17 protein-coding genes and 2 tRNA genes are annotated in these 17,226 nt (G+C 52.1%); 15 read left to right on the top strand and 4 right to left on the bottom strand.

The window, feature by feature from the left end; genetic code table 11:
* Positions 1-3 precede the first annotated feature (3 nt).
* The 4 genes from C4F51_RS10140 to C4F51_RS10125 are packed head-to-tail and all read left to right on the top strand — an operon-like array spanning position 4 to position 4,084.
* Entirely contained in the window at positions 4-939 is a 936-nt protein-coding gene (locus C4F51_RS10140) for an ABC transporter permease (protein WP_193909479.1), read from the top strand.
* 3 nt (positions 940-942) lie between these two features.
* Positions 943-1,815 (top strand): ABC transporter permease, encoded by an 873-nt coding sequence (locus C4F51_RS10135; RefSeq protein ID WP_193909478.1) that lies wholly within the window; start codon positions 943-945, stop codon positions 1,813-1,815.
* A gap of 3 nt (positions 1,816-1,818) precedes the next feature.
* On the top strand, positions 1,819-3,432 hold the full coding sequence (locus tag C4F51_RS10130) for an ABC transporter ATP-binding protein (RefSeq protein ID WP_193909477.1): 1,614 nt from the start codon (positions 1,819-1,821) through the stop codon (positions 3,430-3,432).
* Positions 3,433-3,487: 55 nt separating this feature from the next.
* Positions 3,488-4,084 (top strand): pentapeptide repeat-containing protein, encoded by a 597-nt coding sequence (locus C4F51_RS10125; protein ID WP_193909476.1) that lies wholly within the window; start codon positions 3,488-3,490, stop codon positions 4,082-4,084.
* A gap of 116 nt (positions 4,085-4,200) precedes the next feature.
* On the opposite strand, the gene C4F51_RS10120 is transcribed toward C4F51_RS10125, so the two are convergent.
* Positions 4,201-5,787 carry a lytic transglycosylase gene (locus tag C4F51_RS10120; RefSeq protein WP_193909474.1) on the bottom strand — a complete coding sequence of 529 codons (1,587 nt, stop codon included), beginning with the start codon at positions 5,785-5,787 and terminating at the stop codon, positions 4,201-4,203.
* Between the two features lie 119 nt (positions 5,788-5,906).
* Entirely contained in the window at positions 5,907-6,689 is a 783-nt protein-coding gene (gene gloB, locus C4F51_RS10115) for a hydroxyacylglutathione hydrolase (protein WP_193909473.1), read from the bottom strand.
* 66 nt (positions 6,690-6,755) lie between these two features.
* Here gloB and C4F51_RS10110 point away from each other — a divergent pair, with 66 nt between their 5' ends.
* The 9 genes from C4F51_RS10110 to C4F51_RS10070 all read left to right on the top strand — a co-directional run bounded on the left by C4F51_RS10110 (position 6,756) and on the right by C4F51_RS10070 (position 14,509).
* Positions 6,756-7,625, top strand: a complete 870-nt coding sequence (locus C4F51_RS10110; protein ID WP_193909472.1) for a class I SAM-dependent methyltransferase — start codon at positions 6,756-6,758, stop codon at positions 7,623-7,625.
* A 74-nt stretch (positions 7,626-7,699) separates the two neighbouring features.
* Complete coding sequence (gene rnhA / locus C4F51_RS10105; RefSeq protein ID WP_193909471.1) at positions 7,700-8,140, top strand: ribonuclease HI; 441 nt, start codon at positions 7,700-7,702, stop codon at positions 8,138-8,140.
* A 2-nt stretch (positions 8,141-8,142) separates the two neighbouring features.
* Positions 8,143-8,868, top strand: coding sequence for a DNA polymerase III subunit epsilon (gene dnaQ, locus C4F51_RS10100; protein ID WP_193909470.1), 726 nt, complete (start codon positions 8,143-8,145; stop codon positions 8,866-8,868).
* Between the two features lie 235 nt (positions 8,869-9,103).
* Entirely contained in the window at positions 9,104-10,813 is a 1,710-nt protein-coding gene (locus C4F51_RS10095) for a pilus assembly protein (RefSeq protein WP_193909469.1), read from the top strand.
* On the top strand, positions 10,813-11,634 hold the full coding sequence (nudC, locus tag C4F51_RS10090) for an NAD(+) diphosphatase (protein ID WP_193909468.1): 822 nt from the start codon (positions 10,813-10,815) through the stop codon (positions 11,632-11,634). Before C4F51_RS10095 ends, nudC begins: the two co-directional genes overlap by 1 nt.
* A 65-nt stretch (positions 11,635-11,699) precedes the next feature.
* A complete protein-coding gene (locus C4F51_RS10085; RefSeq protein ID WP_193909467.1) occupies positions 11,700-12,353 on the top strand; it encodes a cation/multidrug efflux pump in 654 nt (217 codons plus the stop codon).
* Positions 12,354-12,381: 28 nt separating this feature from the next.
* Positions 12,382-13,482: a protease SohB gene (gene sohB, locus C4F51_RS10080; RefSeq protein ID WP_193909466.1), complete on the top strand. Its 1,101-nt coding sequence runs from the start codon at positions 12,382-12,384 to the stop codon at positions 13,480-13,482.
* Positions 13,483-13,520: 38 nt separating this feature from the next.
* Positions 13,521-14,183 (top strand): peptide-methionine (S)-S-oxide reductase MsrA, encoded by a 663-nt coding sequence (gene msrA, locus C4F51_RS10075; protein ID WP_193909464.1) that lies wholly within the window; start codon positions 13,521-13,523, stop codon positions 14,181-14,183.
* Between the two features lie 182 nt (positions 14,184-14,365).
* Entirely contained in the window at positions 14,366-14,509 is a 144-nt protein-coding gene (locus C4F51_RS10070; protein WP_193909462.1) for a hypothetical protein, read from the top strand.
* A gap of 138 nt (positions 14,510-14,647) precedes the next feature.
* Here the strand turns inward: C4F51_RS10070 and C4F51_RS10065 are convergent.
* Positions 14,648-14,724 (bottom strand) — tRNA-Asp (locus tag C4F51_RS10065).
* Positions 14,725-14,756: 32 nt separating this feature from the next.
* A tRNA-Val gene (locus C4F51_RS10060) sits at positions 14,757-14,832 on the bottom strand.
* Positions 14,833-15,016: 184 nt separating this feature from the next.
* On the opposite strand from C4F51_RS10060, the gene C4F51_RS10055 reads away from it, so the two are divergent.
* A complete protein-coding gene (locus tag C4F51_RS10055) occupies positions 15,017-15,538 on the top strand; it encodes a cytochrome c-type biogenesis protein (RefSeq protein ID WP_193909460.1) in 522 nt (173 codons plus the stop codon).
* Positions 15,538-16,854, top strand: coding sequence for a c-type cytochrome biogenesis protein CcmI (gene ccmI / locus C4F51_RS10050; RefSeq protein WP_193909459.1), 1,317 nt, complete (start codon positions 15,538-15,540; stop codon positions 16,852-16,854). The genes C4F51_RS10055 and ccmI overlap by 1 nt, the downstream gene beginning before the upstream one ends.
* Positions 16,855-17,226 lie beyond the last annotated feature (372 nt).

Below are 17,226 nucleotides of genomic sequence, written 5' to 3'. Positions count from 1 at the left end.
GTCATGTTAGCTTTTATTATTCGACGCAGTTTGCAAGCAATACCGGTTATTCTGGTAGTGATTACCGTAACCTTTTTTATGGTCAGGGCCGCCCCCGGCGGCCCGTTTGACGAAGAGCGCACCGCACCGCCGGAAGTTTTACGGGCTTTAAATGCCCAGTACAACCTGGATGCGCCAGCATGGAAACAATACACCGACTATGTGATCAATTTATTAAAAGGCGACATGGGGCCCTCTTTTAAATTCCCCGGTCGCAGTGTTAATGAAATTATTGCAGACGGTTTTCCTGTCACATTGGAATTATCTTTCTACGCGATTCTGATTGCCCTGTTCATAGGGCTGATCGCCGGTGTCATCGCCTCGCTTCGCCCCAATACCGCCCAGGACTATGTGCCCATGTCGACCGCCATGGCCGGCATTTGTTTACCCAACTTTGTGCTGGGCCCGCTGCTGATTTTGTGCTTTGGTATCTGGCTGGATTGGGTTCCGGTTTCCGGTTGGGGCTATACCCCCGGCGACAAAATTTTACCGGCCATTACACTGGGTTCTACCTACGCTGCCTATATTGCGCGCATCACCCGGGGCAGCATGCTCGAAGTGCTCTCCCAGGATTACATCCGCACCGCGCGCGCCAAGGGCCTTTCAACATTTCGTATTATTACGTTGCATGCCTCCCGCGGCGGCATTGTGCCGGTAATTTCCTTTTTGGGGCCAGCGCTGGCCGGTTTGCTGAGCGGTTCTTTCGTGGTTGAAACCATTTTTCAAATTCCAGGGCTTGGGCGCTTTTATGTGCAAGCAGCCTTTAACCGCGATTACACCGTTATTCTCGGCTGCACCATTTTCTTTTCGGTATTAATCATTTTGTTCAATTTGCTGGCCGATATTCTCCTGGTGTGGCTCAACCCCAGACTGCGTCAACAGAGCAGAGAGCGGGGGTAATTTATGCAATCAACGACTGTTATTGAGCAAGGCACCTCGCTGGGCAAAGACGCCCTGATTCGTCTGCGCAAAAATAAAATGGCGATGGCCGGGGCTATCATGCTGCTGCTGTTGAGTATCGTGGCGTTGTTAACACCCTGGATTGCTCCTTACTCCTATGACGCGCAAAATCTCAATCTGGGCGCATCGCCCCCCTCAGCGGCGCATTGGTTGGGCACCGATGTGCTGGGGCGCGATCAGCTCACGCGCATTATGTACGGCAGCCGCATTTCATTGATGGTGGGATTTATCGCCACCTCGGTAGCCTTGTTAATTGGTGTGTTGTGGGGGGCGATTGCCGGATTTTTTGGCGGACGGATAGATGCTTTGTTGATGCGCACCGTTGATGCCTTGTATGCCTTGCCATTTACTATTTTTATTATTCTGCTTACGGTGATTTTTGGCAGCAGTATGTTACTGCTGTTTTTGGCCATCGGCGCTGTGGAATGGCTGACGATGGCGCGTATTGTTCGCGGCCAGGTGTTAAGCATCAAGCAGCAGGAGTTTGTAGAGGCTGCGGTTTCCATGGGCTTATCCCGCTGGAAAATTATTTACCGCTACCTGATTCCCAATGTGTTGGGGCCGGTTATTGTGTACACCACGCTGACCATTCCTGGTGTAATTTTGCTGGAATCCTTTTTAAGCTTTTTGGGGCTGGGCATTCAGCCCCCGCAAAGCTCGTGGGGTTCTCTCATTTCCAGCGGTGTCGAAACCATGGAAGAGTATCCCTGGTTGTTGCTGTTTCCTGCGTTAGTGTTGTCTTTAACACTTTTTTCCCTGAATTTTTTGGGTGACGGTTTGCGTGATGCGCTTGACCCCCGCACCTCGAAGGATTAATTCATGGCTGCTGATACTATTCTTTCTGTCAGGAATCTAACCGTCGCGTTTCATACCCGTAACGGGCATCAAACGGCGGTGCGTGATCTCAGCTTTGATCTGGCTGCCGGCGAAATTTTGGCCATTGTTGGCGAGTCAGGCTCCGGAAAATCCGTTTCCTGTTACAGCTTGCTGGGTTTGATCCCCACACCGCCCGGGAAAATAGAGCAGGGCAGTGCGCATTTTCAAGGCGCCGATTTACTGGCCATGTCAGAACATCAGTTGCGAAAAGTTCGTGGACGAAAAATCAGTATGATTTTTCAAGACCCGATGACCTCGCTCAACCCCTATTTGCGTGTTTCCCGTCAGCTGATGGAACCGCTGCAGTTACATGTGGGCTTATCAAAAAATGAGGCGCGCCAGCGTGCGATTGCGGCGCTGGAAGAAGTCGGTATTCGCGATGCAGAAAAACGCATTGATGACTACCCTCATCAATTCTCCGGCGGTATGCGCCAGCGCGTGATGATTGCCATGGCGCTGATCACCGAGCCGGAATTGCTGATTGCCGACGAACCCACTACCGCCTTGGACGTTACTGTACAGGCGCAAATTCTCACTTTGATCCGCAACTTGCAGGCCTCCCGCAATCTTTCCGTTATTTTTATTACCCATGATTTGGGTGTGGCAGCGAGCCTTGCCAACCGTGTGCTGGTGATGCAAGCGGGTGATGTGGTGGAAAGTGGAACCATTGATGACGTATTTCATCGCCCGCAACACCCGTACACACAAAAACTGCTCCATTCCATTTTAACCACCGGCAAGGCCAACCCTCTTTCTGTTGCCGCGGGCGATGTGCCGCTGCTGGATGTAAGAGCCTTAACCACGACGTATGAAGCCGGTCATTCATCCTGGTTTCGGCGCGCGCCACGTTTGAAAGGTATTGAAAATATCTCACTGCAAATAGGCCGCGGTGAGATCGTTGGCATAGTGGGTGAATCAGGCTCGGGAAAATCCACATTGGGCCGCACCATTATGCAATTATTGCAGGCGGATAGCGGTGAGGTATTACTCGAAGGCAAGGATTTATGCCAGCTGCAAGGCCGCGAACTGAACAGGACCCGGCACCGTTTTCAAATGATTTTTCAGGACCCTTATGCATCCTTGAATCCGCGCATGACAGTGTTTGATACGCTGGCTGAACCTTTGCGCGAGCAAAAGAAAATCCCCGCCAAAGAAATTTCAACGCGGGTGAATCAATTAATGGATGATGTAGGGCTGGATCGCCGGTTTATTCGTAAATACCCGCATGAGTTTTCCGGTGGTCAGCGTCAGCGTATTGCCATCGCCCGCGCATTGGCCTTGCAACCTGAATTGATCGTTGCTGATGAGCCGGTATCTGCATTGGATGTAACCATTCGCGCCCAGATTCTTGAGCTGTTGCTCCAGCTAACGCAAAAGCATTCGCTGACCTTGCTGTTTATTTCGCACGACATGTCGGTGGTGCGCTACCTCTGCGACCGCATTGTGGTAATGCAGAAAGGAGAAATTGTAGAGCAGGGGTCAACCGAAGCCGTATTCACCCATCCGCAACAGGAATATACCCGCAGCCTGCTGGCCGCGATCCCGCAAATGGCCTGATCATCAAGCGCGCTGGCAAACAGGCTCAAACATCTCAATAACGGCGATCATAGCGATGACGTTTGAAAATCAGGCAGAATATTTTTCCAGAACCTTTAGCGGTTTGGACGTGGCCGGCGAGGCATTTACCGAGGTCACCTTTGAAGAGTGTACTTTTGGAAACTGTAACTTTACCGATGCCCGGTTTTATAAGTGCAAGTTTATTGATTGCAGCTTCTCCGCATGCAACCTCAGTAATGTGCAAATCCCCTACAGCAAGTTTTCTGACGTTTCTTTTAATGCCAGCAAGCTGGTGGGCGTGGATTGGACCAAAGCTGACTGGCCGCGCTTTAACTTTATATCGCCACTGAAGTTCAACGAATGCATTATCAATGACAGCAGTTTTTTCGGGCTGGATTTGATTGAGCTCACGCTGGAGTACTGCAAAGCCCACGATGTGGATTTCAGAAACGGTAACTTCGAAAAAGGGCAGTTTTGCTTTACGGACTTTACCAATAGCCTGTTTATGAAAACCAACCTGCAAGAGGCGGATTTTTCCGAGGCTAAAAACTACGACATAGATATTTTTAACAACACCATAAAATCCGCGCGCTTCACCCGCATGGAAGCCCTGGGGTTGTTAACCTGTCTGGATATCGAATTGATAGATTAAAGCTGTTCAGTCGGCTGGCTATGGTTGGTGGGATGTGGTTGTGCGGTTTCTGTTGCGAAGGGATAACAAAAAAAACGGCTACCGCTTGTTCAGGGGTAGCCGTTTTTTTGTAAGGCTTAAAGGCCGCCTTTCATGATCAGCGTCAGGGTTTGTCCGGGATGGATATAGCTGGCGTCTTTCACGCTATTCCACTGCAAAATATCCTGAGTGCTTACTTTGAAACGGGCCGCGATATTGGAAAGGGTATCGCCGGACTGAATCCGATAAGACATTTTTTCCGGGTCATCGGTAGGGCGAAGCTGGTGTCTTGCCGCCAGTGACGTGGTTGGTACCAGCAAACGCTGGCCGGGTTTCAGCGAAGAACCAGGCTTCAGTTTGTTGTGCTGTTCCAATTGTTTAACGGTAATGTTGTGGCTTCTGGCAATTTTCCAGAGGCTGTCACCACTTTTTACGATGTGCGTTGGCTGGGCGTTGGATTGACGCGCTTGCGCAAAGGCCATCATCAACTCTTCAGAATCCGGGTGTTCGGACTGCGACACATCACCGGCCTGGCCAATACGCAATACCTGACCAATGCGCAACTGGCTTGAGGCGAGCTGGTTGTTTTTGGTCAGCTCTGCCACGGTGGTATCAAAACGCTTGGCGATAGCGCCCAGCGTATCGCCACTGACGACTTTATATTCCTTGTAAAAACCGCTTTTGGTGGCGGGCAAGGTTTCAATATGCTGGATAAATGAATCGGCGGTGGAAACCGGTACCAGAATTTGATGCGGGCCAGACGGGTTGGTTAACCAGCGGCTGTAGCCGGCATTTAGCTGTTGCAGTTCCTGTGCATCGGTTTCCGAGAGACGTGCCAGCTGTGCCAGATTCACCTGGCGGTTGATATCAACCGGTACAAAGTAGGGGTCATCCGGGATGCTGCCCAGTTTCAGGTCATAGCGTTCCGGCTTGGCGATAATTCGTGAAAGTGCAACCAGCTGCGGCACATAAGCCTGGGTTTGCGGTGGCAATGGCAAAGACCAGAAGTCGGTTGCTTTGCCTTCAGAGGCATTTTTTTCAATGGCGCGTCGAATAGTACCTTCACCGGCGTTGTAGGCCGCAATGGCCAGCAACCAGTCACCATCGAACAGGTTGTTCAGGTATTGCAGGTAGCGAATAGCGGCATCGGTTGAGGCAACAATATCGCGTCGCCCGTCATACCAGTTGTTCTTTTCCAGGCCAAAACTTTTTGCGGTACCTGGTACAAATTGCCAGATGCCGGCAGCGTGATGGGTGGAGTAGGCGAAGGGGTTGTAGGAGCTTTCGATGATGGGCAGTAACGCCAGCTCCAGCGGCATGTTGTTCGCTTCAAGCTCGGAAACAACATAATGAATATAGAGTTCGCTGCGTTCGGTAAATCGGTCAATATACTGCTGATTATTACTGAACCATCGCAGATGGTTTTGCAAACGTGAATCATCAACCTTGGGAAACCCGTAACCGCTTGAGATGCGCTGCCAGATATCCGGTGTGGTATCGGTTGCCTGGGCAATCTGTTCGTCAATTTTTTTCTGTAGCGGAGCTTTCTTCTTCTTTTTGGGCGCTATGGCTTCATCAAGAGAAACAAAACCGTCAACAGGGTCGGGGTGGGAAGATTGAATGGCGCAGCCGCTGGCAAGGACAACACTTAATAAAGAAACTGGAATCAGGATTAATTTTTTCATATATCACGTTGATTTAGTTCGGATTATAAGATTCCTTTCGGCGAATACGCTCACGCCCGGTGAGGGGATTCTAGGGACTGGCGGGGATCGGGTCAACCAAAAATCCGGCAAAATGTGGTTTAAAAATGATCTTTCCAACGTCGCAAGTGTGCAAATAGCGCCACCTCGTCGCTGATTTTCTCACCAAAATGGTGCTCGATTGATCGCTGGAGCGTGGCAGAATGCAGCCTTAAATAAGGATTGATCTGTTTCTCCAAACCGATGCTCGACGGCAGACTGGCACCTTCGGTGGCGATTTGGCGGTCAATATTATCCAGACGTTGACCTGCCATTTCGTTGTCCGGTTCCACATGACGGGCAAAAATAAGATTTTGTCGGGTATATTCATGCCCGCAATACAGCAAGGTACTATCATCCAGCACGGTAAGGCGTCGCAAGCTTGCCAGCCCTTGCGCCGCCGTGCCTTCAAAAACACGACCGCAACCGCCGCTGAAAAGGGCATCACCGCAAAACAGCCAGTTGGGGCCTGCATCGGCATGCACCAGATAAGAGTGGCTATCGAGGGTATGACCTGGTGTGGCCATCACATCAACGGCCAGATGCTCAATATGGAAGCTATCTCCATCGTGCAAATAATGGGTGATTTGCGGGATACGCTCGGACTCAGGCCCGTAAACCGGTACATTGTAGGTATCGAGAATACCGGCAATGCCGCCGGTGTGATCCTTATGGTGGTGGGTAATCAGCAGGGCAACCGGCTTGAGGTTCAATTGTGCCAGCAGCCTTAACACCGGCTCTGACTCACCCGGGTCAATAATCCAGACGTGATCATGTGCCGTATCCGGTTGAATGATCCAGATATAGTTAGTATCGAGGGCGGGAACCCGGTAGATTTTACTCATGTCTGAAGTACCGAAATTAGGAAAACCATTTGTTTATAGCCTGAGCCGGCGCCGGGGATTGGATTAATGCCAGATAAAGACAAGTTTCATTGGAAAGGCTTTTTACCGGAAAATTCCCCTGTTAAGCCCGCAGAGGATACCATCCCGGAGATGATTGAGTGGTTTTCCGGTACCCTGGGTAAAGAGTTGCTGGCCGATGAACAGCAGCAATTGAACGAAGCCTTGCAATGTCTGTTCGGCTATTTTTTGCTGGAGCTGGGCCTTGACCCGGCGTTTGGTGCCAGCGCTTCCAGCCGTATTTCCCACTGTTTTTCCCTTCATCCGTTGGTCGATGCCGTTGCACAGAAGCCCTCGGCGCAGGCCGATTTCCATCATTTACCGCTCCCTGATAGCACCATTGATGTTGCGGTGTTGCACCATGTGCTCGACTTCAGCCCCAACCCGCACCAACTGCTGCGAGAATCAGCGCGGCTGATTATTCCCCGTGGGCATTTGGTGATTATTGGCTTTAACCCGCGCAGTTTTATGGGGTTGACGCGCTGGGTAATGCAATTCTTCAGCAAACGGTCGATCTGGCAGCGGCAATCCTTACATCTTGACCGTGTACTCGACTGGTTAAAGCTGCTGGATTTTGAACCGGTAGCTATTGAAAGCGGCTTCTTCCGGCCGCCGGTTCACTCGCCGGGTATGCTAAAACATTTGCACTGGCTGGAGCGCTGGGGTAAAAAGCTGCGCCTGTTGACCGGTAGCTACTATTTAATTGTTGCCCGCAAGGACATCGCCGGGGTAACACCGCTGTTAAAACCTGCCTGGAAAAAATACAACGCGGTGGGTGTAAGCCCGGGTGTTATTCGTATTATTTCCCGTTGTGAAAAGTCATCGATGCTGCCTGCGGTTTATCGACAAATGTTTAAACCCGGCTGTCCGCGCGACTGATTATGCAATAGCCGTTCTGTATCCGTTTGGCTTGTCGTCCAGCAAGCGTTATTGAAATTGTCAGGAATTCCCTATTGAAAAAAGTTGAGTTATTTACCGACGGCGCTTGTCGCGGAAACCCTGGGCCGGGTGGCTGGGGCGCTTTGCTGCGCTTTGGTGAGATCGAAAAATCCCTCTACGGCGGCGAGCGCGAAACCACCAATAACCGCATGGAACTGATGGCCGCTATTGAAGGGCTGGCGGCGATCAAAGAGTCTTGCGAGGTGGTGCTGACGACCGACTCCCAATATGTGCGTAAAGGTATTACCGAATGGCTGGCGGGTTGGAAACGCAACGGCTGGCGTACGGCAGCGCGGGCGCCGGTAAAAAATGCCGATTTATGGCAGCGGCTGGATGAGCAAAACCAGCGGCACAAGGTTGAATGGCATTGGGTAAAGGGTCATAGTGGCCACCGCGAAAACCAGATTGCTGATGATCTTGCCAACCGTGGCATTGATGAATTGAAAGGCCGATAACCATGCGTCAAATCGTACTCGATACGGAAACCACCGGTCTTGAACCGGCTCTGGGCCACCGGATTATTGAAATCGGCGGCGTCGAGTTGTTTAACCGCCGTCTTACCGGCCGCCATTACCACCAGTACATCAACCCCGAACGGGAAATCGACGCCGGCGCCATAGAAGTGCACGGTATCACCAATAATATGCTGGCAGACAAGCCGGTGTTTTCCCGTATTGTTGATGATTTTTTGAATTTCATCGGCGATGCCGAGCTGGTGATTCACAACGCGCCCTTCGACATTGGCTTTATTGATGCCGAATTGAAGCGCCTCAACCCGCAGGCGGCTTCGCTCAGAACCCGTTGCCCTGTGGTGGACACGCTGGCGCTGGCGCGCGGTAAACACCCGGGCCAGAAAAACAACCTCGATGCTTTGTGTAAACGCTACGGCGTGGACAACTCGCAGCGTGAATTGCACGGCGCATTACTCGATGCCGAGATTCTTGCGGACGTTTATCTGCTGATGACCGGCGGCCAAACCAGTTTATTGCTGGGTGGCAATCAGGATAAAGACGGGGGCGATAACAACTCCGGCGCCGGTATTCGCCGTTTGAATGTCAATCGCGCCCGCTTGCCGGTTATTCAGGCCACCGCCGCCGAGTTGGAAGCGCACCAGGAAAAGCTGGCGCAAATTCAAAAAAGCAGTGGCGGACAATGCGTTTGGCTGGCGGATACGCCGCAATAGCGCCTTTGGGGGCTACAAAGCGCTACTTTAGTCGGCAGGTTTTACCGCGACATTGCGTCGCGGTAGACAATAATAACCAGGGCTTTGCCATTCTTCACAAGCACCGAGCCCCCGGAACGATTAGAATTCAACGAATCTCCCGCCAGTCGGGCTGAAGGATCAGGGCGCGTCGCGATGGCAATTGCTGTGGCCACAAGACTATCCTGTCAATGACAACTGAAATCAGGAAGCTTCTGTGAGTAGTAACGAAACACTTAACCTTGCATCACTGAAAATGGTTCAGGACGAACTGGTCGCCACCATTGAACAATCAGCCCAGCGGCTGGAGCAATACACCCATGACCGCAGTAATGAGCAATTGCTGCAGGATTGTATGGACGGTATTCGCCAGATTCGCGGTACGCTCAACCTGATTCAGCTAAAAGGTATTGACCTGCTGGCGGATGAACTGCTGGAGCACATATCGGCCATGGCTGCCGACCCCGACAAGGCCAATGAGCGCAATCTGGATTTGTTGGGCTCTGCCTTTTTTGTGCTGCCGCGCTATCTCGAATACTGCTCACAAACCTCTCGCAGCATGGCAATGCTGCTGATTCCTGCGATCAACGACCTGCGCATTGCGCGCCGTGCAACGCACTTGCCGGAAAGTCATTTTTACGGTTTCGAGCCGCTATCGCCAGAACCCTCCGGCTCGCCTTCGGCCGTTTTGCAATCCGCCGAATTACCCGAGTTGGTGCGACGCTTGCGTCATATGTACCAGACCGGTCTGCTTAAACTCTTGCAGGGCGCGCGGGTTGCACCCACTTTGACGATGATGATCCGGGCACTGGAGCGATTGTCCCGCATCACCGAAGGCGCTCGTTTGCAAACGCTGTGGCAAATGGCGGGGCTTACCCTCACGGTAGTGCGCGATCAGGACATGCGCATCAGCCGCAGCCGGAAACTGTTATTCAGCACCATCGATCGTGAGATCAAACGCTTCCAGTTTGAAGGCAAGGCGGTTGCCGGACGTCCGGTAGAGTCTGAACTGCTGCGCGAGATGTTGTACATCCTGTCTTTGTCGCGCAGCGAGCTGCCCGAGGTTATCAATGAGCTGAAAACCTTTGGCGCACCGGTAACCCGTTATTCGGAAAAAGAACTGGTGCGGGAGATGGAATCGCTGCAAGGCCCCAGCGCCAATACCATGACCTCCATGGCTGGTGTGCTAACCGATGAGCTGCGCAACGTAAAAAATATTCTGGAACGCGCCGCGCAGGGCGGTCCGGAGTTGATCCGGGAAACCCCGGAGCTCGATGAAATTCTGAAAAAAGTGGCCGATATTCTCGGCATGATCGGATTAACCTCGCCAGCAGACGCGCTGCGTCTTGAAATGTCCCGCCTGAACGACTGGCGGCAAGATACCCGGGTGATTACCAATGATGACCTGTCGGTGTTTGCCGACACCTTGTTATATGTAGAGTGCGCGATCTCCGGATTGGGCAAAACCACCTTGTCTGACGAAAAACTTCATGCCATCAATAATGCATCCCGCGATGAGGTAATCGCCAGCAGCCATCTGGCTGAAGCTGAAATGCTGGTTATCGAAGAGGCCGAGTCCGGCCTTGCCATGGTCAAGCGTGCGCTGGCCGCATTTGTTGAATCCAATTTTGACAAAGGCCATATTCGTAACATTGTCGGCACACTGGATACAGTGCGCGGTGGTATGTTCGTGCTCGGCTTGCCACGCGCTACCGCGGTGGCAGCAGCCTGCTTGCAATTTATTGACGAATGTTTGTTGCAGAATGATCAACCGGCATCGGTGCAGCATCTGCTGGAAACTTTTGCCGATGCCATTATCAGCCTTGAATATTACCTGGATAGCATCAAACTCGATAAACAGGCCGATACCTCGGTGTTGCAAATTGCCGAGGAAAGTTTGCAAGCATTAGGCTATGCGGTGCATTGATGACCTTTGTTGCGGGCGTAGAGCCTTTAATTATCAGTGGCGAAGCGCTGTTTATTCCGGTACTGGATAATCTGCTGTTGTGCCTGGCCGGTGCTGGCTGGCGGCCGCTGGAACAGCATGAACTGGCGGCCAGTGAGCCGGTAGTTCTGGAGCAACATTTTCTCGGTTATCTCGACCAAAAAGCCTGCTGGGTGGTCGATGTTGCCAGAGCAGGGCAGGCGGAGGGTTTTGAGTGGCATTCCCTGCGCAGCCAGTTGGGGCTGGTGTCGGAAGAGATGTTTCTGTTGGCCGGTCGCGCCTTGCAAATCTCACGCTGGTACGGCGATCATCAATTTTGTGGCCGCTGTGGTCGCCCCACCACAACCGATCCGCAGGAGCGGGCGAAAGTTTGCCATGCCTGCAACCTTTCTTTTTACCCCCGGCTGTCACCTTGCATCATCACTCTCATTACCCGTGGCGATGAATGTTTGCTGGCGCGTCATGCCCGTGCCAGCAGGCCGGTGTTCAGCGCGCTGGCCGGTTTTGTGGAGGTGGGTGAGCGCCCGGAAGATACCGTGCACCGCGAAGTGCGTGAAGAAGTCGGTATCGAAATTCAGGCGGTGCAGTATTTTGCCAGCCAACCATGGCCGTTCCCCGGTCAATTGATGCTGGGTTTTACCGGTGAGTACTTGTCAGGAGATATTCTGGTAGACGGTGTGGAAATTATGGAGGCGCATTGGTTTCGTTATGATGGCTTGCCAGCTATTCCGTCCGCCGCTACGCTATCGGGCCAACTGATTGCCAACTTTATTCAGCAGCGACAAGGTCTGGCGCGCACCTGATGTGCGGGTTATTGCCGGTACCTTGTCTGACTTTTAAATAACCCCAATAACCCACGGACTTACCTATGCTTTACACGTTTATTGCGCTGATTGTATTGGTTCCCGCCTTGTTCATCGCCTACAAGGCGCTGCGGTTATTGTTTCGTGATACCTGGTTTGCCGCCTGGCTAAAAGGTACGGTTGGTATTGCGTTACTGGCGGTATCGGTTTTTATCGGGCTTATCGCCTGGGATTTGCTCGGGTACAGTCAGGCGCTAAAAGAACAGAATGTCGCGACGCTCACGTTTACCCAAATTGAACCGCAGCACTTCGAGGTAAAGCTGGTGGATGCCAAAGGCAACGAGCAGCATTATAAACTGCGCGGCGATCAATGGCAGCTGGACGCCCGGCTGGTGAAGTTCAAGGGTTATCTGGCACGCTTTGGCGCACATCCTGGCTATCGCCTCGAACGCTTGAGCGGACGTTATTACCGTCTCGATCAGGAGCTGTCTGCAGAGAGAACCGTGTATCAACTGGGCGACAGCCTTTACGGTGTTGATGCCTGGCGCTGGGTCAATGAGCACCCCGATTGGCTGCCGGTGGTAGATGCTGTTTATGGTAGTGCGACCTATTTGCCGCTGGCTGATAAAGCCGCTTATGAAGTCTCGCTGTCGCACACCGGTTTGCTGGCACGTCCCTTGAATGCTGCCGCAGAAGCGGCGGTTAATCGTTGGCAATAATTTTTTAAATAACTGATAGAGGTTTCCGTTGGAATTTTTAGCGAATTACGGTTTGTTTTTTGCCAAAGCAGTGACGGTAGTCATTGCCTTTGGTGCCATTGTTATCATGATTGTCTCCGCCAGCGGGCGAGGGCGCAAAGCCGATAAAGGTCATATTGAAGTTAATCATCTCAACGAAAAATTTGAAGAGATGCGCGATTCATTGCAGGCGGCCTTGCTTGACCCCGAGGCGCTGAAGTTGCATGACAAAGCAGAGAAAAAACGTCTCAAGGCCGAGCGCGCCGAACAGAAGAAAAAAGCAAAACAAAATCAGGAACAAGTGGCTGCTTCAACCGATGCCGATAAAGCAGAAGATATTGCTGGCGCAGCGCAGAAAAAACGCGTTTTCGTGCTGGATTTTGTTGGCGATATCAAAGCCTCCGAGTGCGATAACTTGCGCGAGGAAATCAATGCTGTATTAACTCTGGCAACACCGGCTGATGAAGTGGTTGTGAAGGTAGAAAGTGGCGGCGGCATGGTGCACAGCTATGGTCTGGCGTCCAGCCAATTGGCCCGCTTTACCGATCGCAAAATTCCTCTGACCGTTTGCGTAGATAAAGTGGCCGCCAGCGGCGGTTATATGATGGCTTGCGTAGCCGACAAAATTCTCGCCGCTCCTTTTGCGGTGCTGGGTTCAATCGGTGTGGTCGCGCAGCTGCCCAATTTCCACAAGCTGCTGAAAAAAAATGACATTGATTATGAGATGTTTACCGCGGGCGAATACAAGCGCACGGTAACCATGCTGGGCGAAAATACGCCCAAGGCCAAAGAGAAATTCAAGGAAGATATTGAAGATACACATGAGCTGTTCAAGGAGTTTGTCAGCAGCCACCGTCCGGCGGTAGACATTGAAAAAGTGGCCACCGGCGAAGTGTGGTTCGGCAAGCGCGCGCTGGAAGTGGCATTGGTTGATGAAATTAAAACCAGTGATGAATATCTGCTGACGCTTAGCGAAACGGCAAATATCTATGAAGTTGAATTCACCGTCAAAAAATCCATTCAGGAAAAATTTGGCCTCGCGGCGCAGTCCGCCGCAGACCGTTTGTTAATGACCTGGTGGGAAAGGTTGAACCTTCAACGCTGGTTCTGATCCATGTACCACAGCAGAGATAACCGAGGCGGATAACGATGTTTTTCAACGACAAATCTGTAATGCCGGACGCGAGTAACGCGCTACGCGGTCGTAACGAAGCGATGAAAATTCATAATCAGCACGCGGTTAACCATGCTCCCTTGCAGCCGCCGTTTCCTGCAGGGCTGCAGCAGGTACTTTTTGGGCTGGGCTGCTTCTGGGGGGCAGAACGCCGCTTTTGGCAGCAACCCGGCGTTTACACCACCGCCGTGGGTTATGCTGCCGGCTTTACGCCGAACCCCTGGTATGAAGAAGTTTGCACAGGCCGTACCGGTCATAACGAAGTGGTGCTGGTGGTGTTTGATCCGGGCATCACCAGCTTTACGCAACTGTTGAAAGTTTTCTGGGAAGCCCATGACCCGACACAGGGAATGCGCCAGGGGAATGATCGCGGTACACAATACCGCTCGGGCATTTACACCTTTTCGGATTCCCAGCAGGCAGAGGCGGTCGCCAGCCGTGATCAGTATCAGCAAGCGCTGAGTGCTGCCGGTCTTGGTGAAATCACCACAGAAATTCTACCTGCGCCCGCGTTTTATTATGCCGAGGTGGAACATCAGCAGTATTTGCATAAAAATCCGGGTGGTTATTGCGGTCTTCGCGGCACCGGTGCATTGCTGCCCAATGTGTTGAACCCCGGTATTACACCGTCCTGCTAATATTAATTACCAGGGTTTTATGCCTGCTGCAGTCCCGCGCAGACATGCAGCCTTGGTAGTTTCTTATTTTTTTGATATCTCCTGTTTAGCGGTCTTTCAAAAAAGCATTTCTTGATTCCTGTCAAAAACACTTTTCATGCCATCGATAGACTGAAGCCTGACAAATTTTCAGGAGAAGCGTCATGTATATCGATATTGCTGTTATTTCAAGCCTGGTGGTTTTACTGGTGTGTTGCGCGGTAGTGGCTTATTTGGGCTACTACGCGTGGAAGAAAATTAACAGCGAGCCACCGCAGGAAGAGGAAGAGCGCAGCGAGCATGCGTGACAAGCGGCAGAGAGGTGTTTTATAGCGGTGACCTTGTGGTGGCCGCCATAGAAAGGTAAAAAATAGGAAGGTAAGAAATTACAGGCATAAAAAAAGCCCCGATCAGGGGCTTTCTTATGGGCGTAAGCCCTACTTAAGTGGCGGACCGGACGGGGCTCGAACCCGCGACCTCCGGCGTGACAGGCCGGCATTCTAACCAACTGAACTACCGGTCCGCAGAGATACACTTTTACTTTTTGAGTGAAAGTGGTGGGCGGTACAAGACTCGAACTTGTGACCCATGCCTTGTAAGGGCATTGCTCTACCAACTGAGCTAACCGCCCGGTAAGTGGTGCGTATTCTAATGAAACAAAACGACACGTCAATATTTATTTTCGGTTTTTATATAAAAAAATGCTTTTGGCGAAATAGTGTGCAATTTTTTTGGAATGAGGCGGATCATACAGATTCGACCGCATCAGGATCTGCTTTGATATACTGCTGGCACATTTTTTCGGGGTGATACTTATGTCTGGCGTTTTTTTTCGAGCAGCTATTTTGCTGTTCTCAGGATTGCTGGCATTGACCGCTCAGGCGGCCATTGATGTCTACGAATTCGACAACGACGTGCAGCGCGCACGCTACCAAAACTTTATTGACGAGTTGCGTTGTCCCAAATGTCAAAATCAAAACCTCTCCGGTTCCGATTCTCCTATTGCTACCGATTTGCGCCGCGAGCTGCACGAGCTGATTACCGATGGCCGATCGGACAAGGAAATTGTTGATTTTATGGTTGAGCGTTACGGCGAATATATTTTGTATAAGCCGCGCCTGACCGCATCAACATTTCTCTTATGGTTTGGCCCGTTGTTTCTGGTGGTTGCCGCCATCATCATTTTGATTGTTATCGTCCGGCAGCGTCGTCAGGTTGCCTTGGTAGAAGGGCCTGCCAAACCGCTTTCTGCCAAAGAGCAGGAGCGCCTTGCTGTCTTGCTGCAACAACCTGAAGCCACTTCCGACACTGATACCGAAACCAAGGAGCCACGTTAATGGCTGCACAATCCTGGATTTTTATTCTTCTGGCCATCATGGTCGTGTTGTTTGTCATCTGGCCGGTTTTGCGCCGCCGCTCGTTGCCTGCGTTCAGAGCCCATGTTGCAGAAGATGAGCGCTTGCAAACCAACGTTGAGGTTTTCAAAGAGCACATGCGTGAGCTGGGCGCCTCTCTGGCAGAAGGGCGGGTAACGCAAGATGAATACGCGTTACTCAAGCTGGAGCACGAGCGCCGACTGCTGGATGACGATGCCGGGCTTGAAAAATCCAGCAGCAATAATAAAACCACGCCGGCAGTGCTGGTTTTATTTACCACGGCGATTTTGCTGGTGGGTGGCGCGTTTTATTTTTACACGCACACCGGCAGCGCAATTGATGTAGACATTCAGAAAATGCAGCAGGCAAAAAATCAGCAGGATATGAATGATTTGATGCAGGGACGCGAGCCGGATCGCGAGCGTTCCCGTGAGCTGATCACCGCGCTTGAGCAACGTTTGGCTCAGCGCCCTGATAACACGCAATATTGGTTTATGCTGGCGCGCAGCGCGATGGAAACCAATGACTTTTCGCGAGCAGTGACTGCTTACCGTTCCATTCTCGAGCTGGATGCATCCTCAGGGATGGTGATGGCAGAGCTGGCGCAAGCCTTGTTTCTGCAAAACAATAATCGTATCAACCCCGAGATTGCCGCACTGGCCGGTTCTGCGCTCACCATTGAGCCGGAGAACACTACCGCGCTGGGGCTTGCCGGTATTGATGCCTACGAACGTGCTGCTTACAGTGAAGCGGTCGGTTTCTGGCAGCGAGCTGTCGATGGGCTCGGCCCGCAAAGCCCCGGGCGAAAGGCGCTTGAAGGCGGCATCGAGCGTGCCCGTCAGGAAGCGGCTAAAAGTGGTCAGGCGGTGGCGGCACGAGATGGCGCGCCGGCAACCACCGACGCGCCAGTAGTAACAGGCCCGACACTGGAGGTTAGTGTTGAAGTGGCGGACAAGGTGGATGCGGCCAAAGACCTGACGGTATTTGTTTATGCTCGTGCCTGGCAGGGCGCAAAAATCCCGCTGGCGATACAGCGGGTCAGCCTGGCGTCATTGCCAGCGAAAATCACTCTGAATGAATCCATGTCCATGGCGCCCACCGCGACGCTCTCACAGGCATTCTCACAGTCCACACCAATTGAGCTGGTTGCGCGTATATCCCAGGATGGTTCTGCTATTTCGCGCGCGGGTGATTGGCAGGGCAGTATCGGGCCAATAGACCTGGCGGACATTCCGGGTGATTTGCGTATCGTTATTGATCAAAAACTGGACGAATAACCTGCCTTTCGTGACGCCGGTTTGACTTTTACCCCGAGCTGGCGCCCGCCTTCGAAAAAAACTCCCGTTTCATTGCCGCCATCGGCGTGGAGCGGGTGTAAACCTGCCGCTAAATGTGTAGAATTCCCCACTTTATCTCGTTGGTTTCAGGCGCTGTAAGTCCGCTGAAGCGGCTCTGCCCGAAAACCAAAAAAGCCGGAAAAATCAAATAGCTGGCCTGTTATCGGTGATCCGCTAACAACCTTGCTTTGATTCCGTGTCAGGATCGTGACAGCAGGGGTTGAATCAGCTATATAACTATCCGTATTTTCTGCTATTGCGATGCCCTGCCGGCTAACTGGCCAAGGTGGGGCGTCAGTGCTGATCAGCCGT

Source organism: Cellvibrio polysaccharolyticus (genome assembly GCF_015182315.1).
Taxonomy (GTDB): domain Bacteria; phylum Pseudomonadota; class Gammaproteobacteria; order Pseudomonadales; family Cellvibrionaceae; genus Cellvibrio; species Cellvibrio polysaccharolyticus.
Note: the sequence above shows the minus strand (reverse complement) of the source record. Positions and strands in the feature narration are given on the sequence as shown.

Coding starts and splice junctions, on each gene's coding strand:
- nudC (WP_193909468.1), top strand. CDS start 10,813: ATGACCTTTGTTGCGGGCGTAGAGCCTTTAATTATCAGTGGCGAAGCG.
- C4F51_RS10135 (WP_193909478.1), top strand. CDS start 943: ATGCAATCAACGACTGTTATTGAGCAAGGCACCTCGCTGGGCAAAGAC.
- msrA (WP_193909464.1), top strand. CDS start 13,521: ATGTTTTTCAACGACAAATCTGTAATGCCGGACGCGAGTAACGCGCTA.
- C4F51_RS10120 (WP_193909474.1), bottom strand. CDS start 5,787: ATGAAAAAATTAATCCTGATTCCAGTTTCTTTATTAAGTGTTGTCCTT.
- ccmI (WP_193909459.1), top strand. CDS start 15,538: ATGGCTGCACAATCCTGGATTTTTATTCTTCTGGCCATCATGGTCGTG.
- C4F51_RS10110 (WP_193909472.1), top strand. CDS start 6,756: ATGCCAGATAAAGACAAGTTTCATTGGAAAGGCTTTTTACCGGAAAAT.
- C4F51_RS10140 (WP_193909479.1), top strand. CDS start 4: ATGTTAGCTTTTATTATTCGACGCAGTTTGCAAGCAATACCGGTTATT.
- C4F51_RS10070 (WP_193909462.1), top strand. CDS start 14,366: ATGTATATCGATATTGCTGTTATTTCAAGCCTGGTGGTTTTACTGGTG.
- C4F51_RS10085 (WP_193909467.1), top strand. CDS start 11,700: ATGCTTTACACGTTTATTGCGCTGATTGTATTGGTTCCCGCCTTGTTC.
- C4F51_RS10130 (WP_193909477.1), top strand. CDS start 1,819: ATGGCTGCTGATACTATTCTTTCTGTCAGGAATCTAACCGTCGCGTTT.
- dnaQ (WP_193909470.1), top strand. CDS start 8,143: ATGCGTCAAATCGTACTCGATACGGAAACCACCGGTCTTGAACCGGCT.
- C4F51_RS10125 (WP_193909476.1), top strand. CDS start 3,488: ATGACGTTTGAAAATCAGGCAGAATATTTTTCCAGAACCTTTAGCGGT.
- C4F51_RS10055 (WP_193909460.1), top strand. CDS start 15,017: ATGTCTGGCGTTTTTTTTCGAGCAGCTATTTTGCTGTTCTCAGGATTG.
- gloB (WP_193909473.1), bottom strand. CDS start 6,689: ATGAGTAAAATCTACCGGGTTCCCGCCCTCGATACTAACTATATCTGG.